Annotated in this window: 7 protein-coding genes; 5 read left to right on the plus strand and 2 right to left on the minus strand. The window is 39.7% G+C overall.

Features of this window, described 5'->3' with window-relative positions; translation table 11 throughout:
* The first annotated feature begins 75 nt into the window (after positions 1-75).
* The 3 genes from KO525_RS07685 (at position 76) to KO525_RS07695 (ending at position 4,721) form a co-directional block, all read left to right on the plus strand.
* A complete protein-coding gene (locus tag KO525_RS07685; protein WP_215963211.1) occupies positions 76-1,500 on the plus strand; it encodes a glycoside hydrolase family 32 protein in 1,425 nt (474 codons plus the stop codon).
* 229 nt (positions 1,501-1,729) lie between these two features.
* A complete protein-coding gene (locus KO525_RS07690; protein WP_215963431.1) occupies positions 1,730-3,220 on the plus strand; it encodes a tryptophan halogenase family protein in 1,491 nt (496 codons plus the stop codon).
* Between the two features lie 4 nt (positions 3,221-3,224).
* On the plus strand, positions 3,225-4,721 hold the full coding sequence (locus KO525_RS07695) for a tryptophan halogenase family protein (protein WP_215963212.1): 1,497 nt from the start codon (positions 3,225-3,227) through the stop codon (positions 4,719-4,721).
* A gap of 63 nt (positions 4,722-4,784) precedes the next feature.
* Here the strand turns inward: KO525_RS07695 and KO525_RS07700 are convergent, their stop codons facing one another.
* A complete protein-coding gene (locus KO525_RS07700) occupies positions 4,785-5,810 on the minus strand; it encodes a LacI family DNA-binding transcriptional regulator (RefSeq protein ID WP_215963213.1) in 1,026 nt (341 codons plus the stop codon).
* A 420-nt stretch (positions 5,811-6,230) separates the two neighbouring features.
* Positions 6,231-7,010, minus strand: coding sequence for a PEP-CTERM sorting domain-containing protein (locus KO525_RS07705; protein WP_215963214.1), 780 nt, complete (start codon positions 7,008-7,010; stop codon positions 6,231-6,233).
* 525 nt (positions 7,011-7,535) lie between these two features.
* Here KO525_RS07705 and dusA point away from each other — a divergent pair.
* Entirely contained in the window at positions 7,536-8,486 is a 951-nt protein-coding gene (gene dusA / locus KO525_RS07710) for a tRNA dihydrouridine(20/20a) synthase DusA (protein WP_215963432.1), read from the plus strand.
* A 180-nt stretch (positions 8,487-8,666) separates the two neighbouring features.
* Positions 8,667-8,912 carry a hypothetical protein gene (locus KO525_RS07715; protein WP_215963215.1) on the plus strand — a complete coding sequence of 82 codons (246 nt, stop codon included), beginning with the start codon at positions 8,667-8,669 and terminating at the stop codon, positions 8,910-8,912.
* Positions 8,913-9,112: the final 200 nt, after the last annotated feature.

A 9,112-nucleotide genomic window follows, 5' to 3' on the forward strand; every position in this document is an offset into this window, starting at 1 on the left:
AACTAGCAAGTGGATATTACAAGGCCCATAGCTAGACATTTAACTGGATTTAAGAATAAACATGGCGGATTATTTGTGAGCGATGATATGACAATTAGCGATAACTTCATGACAGATGAATGGCGCCCTTTCATCCATTTCACACCGGAAAAAAATTGGCTAAATGATCCAAATGGTATGGTTTATTTTGCAGGAGTGTACCATCTTTTTTACCAGTACAACCCTGATGGTGACAAACATGCAAATATGCACTGGGGACACGCAACCTCAACTGACCTAGTTCACTGGCAACATCATGATATAGGAATATATGCTGCGCCAGAGGGGTTAGGATACATCTTTTCTGGTGGCGCTGTTGTCGACGTGAATAATACAAGTGGTTTAGGCAATGGCAATCACCCTCCATTGGTTGCTACATTTACTCATCATTCTGAAGACGCAGTGCAAGTACAGAGCTTGGCGTTTAGTCAAGATGCAGGTAAAACTTGGCAAGAGTATGAAAATAACCCCGTAATTGCCAACCCTGGGATCAAAGATTTTCGGGACCCTAAAGTTATTTGGGACGACGAGCGCAATCAATGGGTGATGGCTTTAGCCGCTGGGCAAGTCATTCAGTTTTTTGTCTCCAGAAATCTTATCGATTGGCAATTGGTCAGCGAATTTGGTGAAGGTTACGGTGAACACGGCGGCGTTTGGGAATGCCCTGACTTGTTTCCACTTACAACTGCAAATGGCATTACTAAATGGGCATTGCTTGTGAGCATTCACCCTGGCGGTCCAAACAAAGGGTCCGCGACACAATACTTTCTGGGGGATTTTGATGGTACTCACTTTGTTTCGTCACAAACAGAAACTAAGTGGCTAGATTACGGCCCAGATAACTATGCAGGTGTTACGTGGGACGGATTACAAGCGACCAGTAACAAACGAATATTCATCGCTTGGATGTCAAATTGGCTATATGCCAATGATTTACCGACACACCCATGGCGCGGCGGAATGACGTTACCGAGAGAATTGACTTTAGTTGAAACCGATAACGACTTCTTTTTATCAAATTTGCCTTCGGAAGATATTTTGGCGTTGAGAACTCAGTATGTATTAGACGTTGGTCAAGTTAAGTCATTACCGCAATCGTCGGCCTATGAAGTCATTTGGAAATTTGATAAATCAATTGGTAATAACACGATCACTTTCGCTAATAACGCAGACGAAAAGCTCGTTATTAACTACATTGCCGAGGGTAATGCGATTGAGATAGATAGGACACAATCTGGATGGATTGATAAAGGCTTTGGCCAAATTGCGGTCGCCCCATTAAAGTTAATTGATGAAAGTGAAATCGCCTTGTCCATTATAATTGATAGATCTACGGCTGAGATTTTTTGTGAGAATGGACTATCGACGTTGACGTCAAATATTTTTCCATCGATGCCATATTGTAAATTAATGGTAAAAAGTAATTGTACCGTTAAGTGCTTCGAGTTGAAGGCCCAATAGAATTGGCGCACTTGCTCGGCACTGACAAAAGAATAACCTCTACTATGCACTGCTTGTTTGTGTAATCTCAACCCCTTTTGAGCTATTTCTTAAGGGGTCTTTTTTTACATTTGCATAAGTTGTATTGGCCTAAAATACTGAATAAATACCATCGTATAATAGTGTTTGGAATTTAATTGGTATTATGGAATGGTATAAAAGAGTCAATTAAAAGTTAAGGTAAATTATGATGACCCAAACGATTAAGAGGATAGTAATAGCAGGGGGTGGAACTGCCGGCTGGATGACAGCAGCATTACTGTCCAAAGTTCTTCCTAAATCGGTTGAGATTACCTTAGTAGAATCCGAAGCCATAGGTATTGTGGGGGTCGGTGAAGCGACAATTCCACCAATTCAAACGTTTAATAAGTTTTTAGGTATCGACGAACGTGCTTTTTTAAAAGAAACAAATGGCTCGATTAAACTTGCGATTAAATTTGAAAACTGGCGAGTTGACGGTGAAAGCTATTTCCATACGTTCGGATCACCCGGCACAAGTATTGGCTTCAGTAATTTTCAACATTATTGGTTACGAGCCAAAACCCAATTAGGTTTAGAAGACTCGATTTGGGATTACGACCTCAATTATCTTTGTTGCCAGCAAAACAAATTTAATAAAATGAACACCCAAGATCCGATTTATCAAATTCCTTATGCATATCATTTTGATTCAGGTTTATACGGTCAATTTTTAAGACGTTACTCTGAAAAAAATGGTGTTAAGCGCATTGAAGGCATTATTAAGCATGTTAAACAAAACGCCGATACAGATTTTGTCGAAGGGATACAACTGGCCGATGGCACACAAATCGACGGTGATTTTTTTGTTGATTGCACGGGCGCTCGCGGTTTGTTGTTGCAAAAAACACTTGGTATTAAATATCAAGATTGGTCACATTGGTTACCCGCAGATTCGGCCATAGCGGTTGCAACGGATCAGATGGAACAGATACCACCTTATACCAGAAGCATAGCCCATAAAGTGGGTTGGCAGTGGCAAATACCGCTTACACACCGCACTGGCAATGGTATCGTTTATAGTTCTTCTCATTTGTCTGACGATGATGCCATGAAGACTTTGACCGAAAACGTCCAGGGAAGAATGCAGACTGCGCCACGAAAATTAACGTTTAGAACCGGTAAGGTAGAAAAACAGTGGCATAAAAATGTCGTAGCCATTGGTCTATCTAGTGGTTTTTTAGAACCCCTCGAATCCACAAGTATCTATCTAATCCAATCTGCTGTTGTTCGCTTAGCCAAAATGTTCTCAACCCAAGGCATAACTCGGTCTGTTACAAATGCATTTAATAAAGAATCGGATACCGAAATTGAAACCATTCGAGATTTTGTGATTTTGCACTATTACGCGAATGAGCGCACCGATTCTGGTTTTTGGCAAGATATGGGTAATTTAAAATTACCTGAAAGATTAAGTCAGAAGATCCAACTCTTCCAAGATACTGGGTCAATGTTTAATGAGCAACATGATATCTTTTTAGATGCCTCTTGGTTACAGGTAATGTTAGGGCAAGGCATTAACCCGACGAGTTATCACCCGTCAGCGGATTCAATGTCTAGCGAAGAGTTGCTTTCTATACTAGCCAAAATAAAACAAGCAAAAATGGCTCCTTTGCCACAAATGATGACCCATGATGATTTCCTAACGAAGTATGTTGGTTAAGCGGATGACTAAATCATTTCGCATTGTTATTTTAGGCGGCGGCACTGCGGGCTGGATGACAGCTAATCTCATGGCCAAACAGTGGCTGTCAGAAACCGCGCAAACTCCACCAATGGAAATTGTTGTTGTTGAATCTCCAGACATCAAAACGGTGGGCGTTGGCGAAGGCTCGACACCAACTTTACAACGTTTTTTTAACAAAATGGGCATATCAGATCCAGATTGGATGGCACAATGTAACGCCACTTATAAGCTCAATATTCGATTTTCAGGATGGAGTCCCGCATCAGGTGTAGACTGCTATAGCCACCCTTTTCTATCACAATTAGATACGTTTACTGAACGGCCGTTTGCTGTTAATTGTTTAACGCGTCGACTCGGTTTAGACGTTGTCACACAGCCAGATAAATTTCTATTTAATGCTTATCTAGCAGCGCATGACAAGCTGCCGCTGGTGCCTGAGCACTTTCCATTTAAAATGGAATATGGGTATCATTTTGACGCTGGTTTATTAGGGCAGTTTTTAATGCAACATGCCATCGGACTTGGTGTTCATCATAAGTTAACAACGGTTAAACACGTTGAGACTTCGCCAAATGGTGATATTAAACAGTTGATATGTAACGACGGTGAATCTATCGAGGGAGCGTTATTTGTCGACTGCACAGGTTTCAGGTCTGAATTGTTGCAGCAATCGCTGGGTGTAAAATTTAATTCGTTCAAGGACAATTTATTTAATGACTCAGCGATTGTTTTACCGACGATGGAGATTTCCTCAAAAATGGAAACTCAGTCTATCGCAATGTCCAACGGTTGGCGTTGGCAAATCCCTCTAACGCATCGTACTGGCAATGGTTATGTGTATAGTTCTCAGTTTCAAACGGCCGACAGCGCTGAACATGAACTGCGTGAGGCTTTAGGATTGTTAGACAGTGATCAGGTTGCTGGTCACCTCAAAATGAAAGTAGGACAAGTAAGTTCGCACTGGGAAAAAAATTGCATTGCTATAGGCTTATCCCAAGGTTTTATCGAGCCTCTTGAAGCTACCGCATTGCATTTAGTGCAGATTTCAATTGAATCATTTATGGCCTGTTTTGAACAAGGGAATTTTAGAGATACCCATAAGGATGAATACAACACTTTAACGACTGAGCGATTTGACCGAGTACGAGACTATATTGTTGCTCACTACAAATTAAATACTCGAAATGACACCGATTATTGGCGAGCAAATCGTGACAACAATAACTTATCTGAACCTTTATTACAGTTGTTAGATGTTTGGTTCCGAAATGGCGACTTAGGTCAGGAAATTGCTAGGCAAAAGCTTAATTCGCACTTTGGTAATATGTCATGGCACTGCTTATTGGCGGGCTATGGCACGTTCCCTGCGCTAGCTACTAAGCAACCAAATACTGGGGATCAATTTGACGAGCATCAAATCGAAGACTTTTTTCAGAAGTGCTTGCTTAATTTTAAAACGGCCAGTTTGCCAAGCTAACTTGGATCTGTGCATGTTTTATAGCAATTACAGAAACTTCAGCAACTACAGAAACTATCGCAGCTAAGTGGACTCTCCGATCTTCATTTCGTATGAAACTAACCTTGATGTGGTTAACCCTAACAACAAAGTTTCTGCCGCCGCTTTTCCTTTCTCCGCATTTGCCTGACAAATCGTTGTCAAAGAAGGACGAGTACGCAACGCTTCATCGATACCATCGAAGCCCGTAATCCTTAATTCTTCTGGCACTTTTATGCCTTTATCTTTTGCCAGTTTTAATACTTCTAATGCAATTAAATCACTCATACATAAAATAACATCAGGACGCGGAATACTCGTAAGAGCTTCGTTTGCAGCTTGGCTCGCATACTTGGAAGTATTTTTGGCTATTGTCCAAATTCGGTCTCCTTCGATTGAGATCCCAACGGTTTTAGCCGCTGCAATATAACCGTCTAATCTGCGGTGCGATATTGAGTGTTCAAAATCTAATAATGGCGAATCGTAGATCCTGCAGGTACTTTTAGAGTCAATTAAACGCAGACCCAAAATAGCAACTTGATCTGACTCTTTTAATGTGGATTTAGCTATTTCAAAACAAGCGGTTTCATTATCGACATTAATTGATGGAATATTTTCAATATCGAAATCAACGGTTACTACAGGCTTTAACTGATTAGCTAATTCGCTAACTAACGCTTGATTGATGGGAGCACCATAGCAAATAAAACCGTCAACGAAGTCGGCAATATCACCTATGTTTTCAGAATCGCCAGAGTACAAAAGAGTATGTTTTTTATGCTCACGTAAGACTTCAGTTGCGCCTTTCATAAAGGTGCTCGCAACCGGATCACTAATGATGTAATCAATATTGTCTGACAGCACAATACCGATAATATTGGAGTGGCCTTTTCGCAATATTTGAGCCGCTTTGTTAGGACCTTCAAAGCCAATTCTTTTACACTGCTCTAGTATTTCAATACGCTTTTTTTTTGATAGTTGATCCGGGCGATTAAATGCGTTTGAAATAGTAGCTGTTGAAACGCCTAATTGGTTAGCAACATCTTTTAGGGTGAGTCGTGTTTTTTTCATTAGTTCTAATCTTTGGTGGTTGTACAATTTAAAAATAATGCAGAGATAATAGTAACTTAATCGTTTATATTTTTCACCCATCGAATGGCAAATTTTTGCACTGGTTTTGAGTGGTGTCTTATCCTTTTTAGCCAAAAAATTTCATGACTTATATTATTTTTATCTAAATCAACACCTTGGTTTTTTTTGTGTTGCAGGTGAATTATTGTTGAATAGAAAATGATGTAACTAAAACGTATAAGTTTATTTACGTTCGTGTGATCGGGTTTTAACGGTGAGGTCGAAAACATTTTCGTATTTTAAATACGGATGCAATCATCAATAGATGGATGTTTTTTTAAGTGAAAAACAAAAAAACACCTAGGGTTTAGCTAGGTGTTTTCTACTTTTAAAACATATTATTGTTCGACAAATTGTCGTTTAAACTATATTTTTTTTACCAAATTGACGTGAGGCTAGTGCAACGAGGCCCATTGCAAAAAATGCTAGAGTTGATGGTTCAGGCGCTTCAATTGCACCATTGCCAACGATAATTTGGATTGTGTTCATAGTGACAATCTGACCATTTGAACTTGCTCTTAAGCTAATATCATACGTACCGTCGACTGTTGGATCGAAACTTGGTCCGAAGAACCAATGCGCTTTCCAAGAGTTTTGTGCCAAGTTATTATTGGCTGCCAGAGTTTGAAATCCTGCAACATCAAGATACGCCGCTTCATCGCCTGCTCCTTGAGCTGTAGCATTAGTTCCAATAGAGTGGTCGTAATAGCCATCAAATAAGTCGTAAGTTCGATATGCAACGCCACCTCCGGCATCATAATCTACGACTAACTCAAATAAATAGTCGTCTAAGTGGTTACCTGTCGAGCCATCAAAATCAGAATTAATGGACCATTCAAAGCTCCAAACCGCTGTTGGCGCTGATTGAGTTGGTGCAACACCGGCATCAAATGAATACGTGCCGTCGCCGTTACTATTAAAGGTATTTTCGGCGGAACCGCTAGCATTGTGTCGTAATTTGCCTCTTAGCCCTAGCTCAATGCCATCTTCCTGCATCACTGTAAAAGAACCGTTGAGGTTGCCACTACCAAAAATGGCGTTATTTGTGACATTTGCGTCATACATTAACCCTGCATTTGCAAATGATGACATGGCAAGCGTTGCGCCCACCAATATTGATTTAAAGTGCTTGTTTTTCATTTGTGTCTCCATTCATTTGAATATTATTATTTTTATTTACAGATAGGAGTAAGCATTTAACATGCCTTTACAAAGTTACTTAATGTTTTCATTAGGTTAAAAAATGTACAGGGTTTTGTACTTTGCCATTTGTAAAAAATACTGACAATGATTGTAAAGAAATTCCTTACATAGTGTATTCCAGGTTTTGCTTTTGGCGCTTGCTCTACTTGCTTATCAGTTAGTTAATTTGATGGTGACTAAGTTAAAGGTTCGTTGGATTTCAGTGTATAATCTCTGTAATTATTCAATTCCGGTATAGCGGTGCTAAATTAAGTTGGAACAAAGCATCTGTGTATTTTAGTAAATTTGTGAACGCAAAAATTGTTTAACGACTTGTATATAAGCGTTTAGCAAAATTGAGAAAATCTGGGTATAAAGAGAGTTTTTAACGTGACGGACAGTATTAAAGATCAAGCGGAGTCCCGCAGCAATATTTCTAGTAATTCAACGAATAAGATAGATCGTCGATTTTGCGTAGCGCCTATGCTCGATTGGACTGACAGGCATTGCCGTTATTTTTATCGAACGATGTCAAAGCACGCCGTTTTATATACTGAAATGGTAACAACAGGGGCCATTATTTTTGGTAAAGGCGACTACCTACAATTTAACGATGCTGAGCAGCCTGTGGCATTGCAACTAGGTGGTAGCGATCCCGAAGCTCTTGCTAAATGTGCAAAACTTGCGGAAGAGCGTGGGTACGACGAGATAAATTTAAATGTTGGTTGTCCGTCAGACCGTGTTCAAAACGGCATGTTTGGCGCATGTTTAATGGCAAATCCTGAATTGGTCGCTGAATGTGTCCGAGCGATGAAAGCCGTTGTTGAAATTCCTGTGACAATTAAGTCTCGCATTGGAATAGACGAGCAGGACAGTTTTGAATTTTTACAAACTTTTATTGAGACTGTCAAAGACGCGGGTTGTGATACGTTTATCATTCACGCACGAAAAGCCTGGTTGACGGGCTTAAGTCCAAAAGAAAACCGCGACATTCCTCCTCTTGACTACGAACGTGTCTATAAAATTAAAAAAATGTATCCAGAGTTAGAAATCATTATAAACGGCGGAATAAAAACGTTGGAAGAATGCACCGAGCACCTTAAGCATGTGGACGGTGTCATGATGGGGCGTGAAATTTACCATAATCCATATTTAATGGCGGATGTTGATCAAGTTGTGTATTTAGATAATGAGTCTGCAAAGCCAAGCCGTACAGAAGTGTTATCTCATGTGTCTGACTATATTACTGGTTACGAAGCCGGTGGAGGCCGAGCTTGGCATGTTCTGCGCCATATGATGGGACTATTTCAGGGCCTGCCAGGCGCAAAAATATTTCGTCGTTATTTAAGTGAAAACGGCGTTAAGTCAGACAAACCAGGTAAAGAACTACTGCACGAAGCCTCTTCATATTTTCGCCAAAGAGAAATTGACTAAATAGTGGTTAAAATAACCAATATGTTAATCTGAAACCATATTGGTTGTTTTATCTCTTGAATGCTAATTTTTGATAATCCCTTTAATATCAGTTATTTAAAATTTATTTTGAGTATGGCACAACCTTTGTAACTAATACTTCGACTAAGTTATTAAATAAACTAAAATTGGAGAATTATCATGCAATCATTAATCCTAGCAACAAGTCTGGTTATGTCTACACCGGTTACAATTGACGAAATCAATAATGTAGCGAAATTAGACAACTTGATTCACAATCAAACTCAACATGTATCAGCTTTGGTTCATGCACAAACTAAAAATATCACACAAGATACGTTTTTAGTTCAAGCGAAAATGGCGTTAAATATTTCGAAAGAATATGCCGCTACATTTTCACTTAACGAAGATGACGGTGCTGAATAATGATGTATACCGCAGCCACCCTATTTATCGCGGCATTGTCGCCGGTATTGAGTTTAGGATGTGTTTATCTGTTGGTAAATGTGTATCGGTTTGGGGTGCGGTTTCAAAAAATGCACCCCCAAAAATAGATGGCGCTAAAAAGAGTTGTATAGCGCTATCTAATAGTTAGTGTTTACCCCTTCCAAAAATCCAAAAATCCA

The organism is Psychrosphaera sp. B3R10 (assembly GCF_018861025.1).
Lineage (GTDB): Bacteria > Pseudomonadota > Gammaproteobacteria > Enterobacterales > Alteromonadaceae > Psychrosphaera > Psychrosphaera algicola.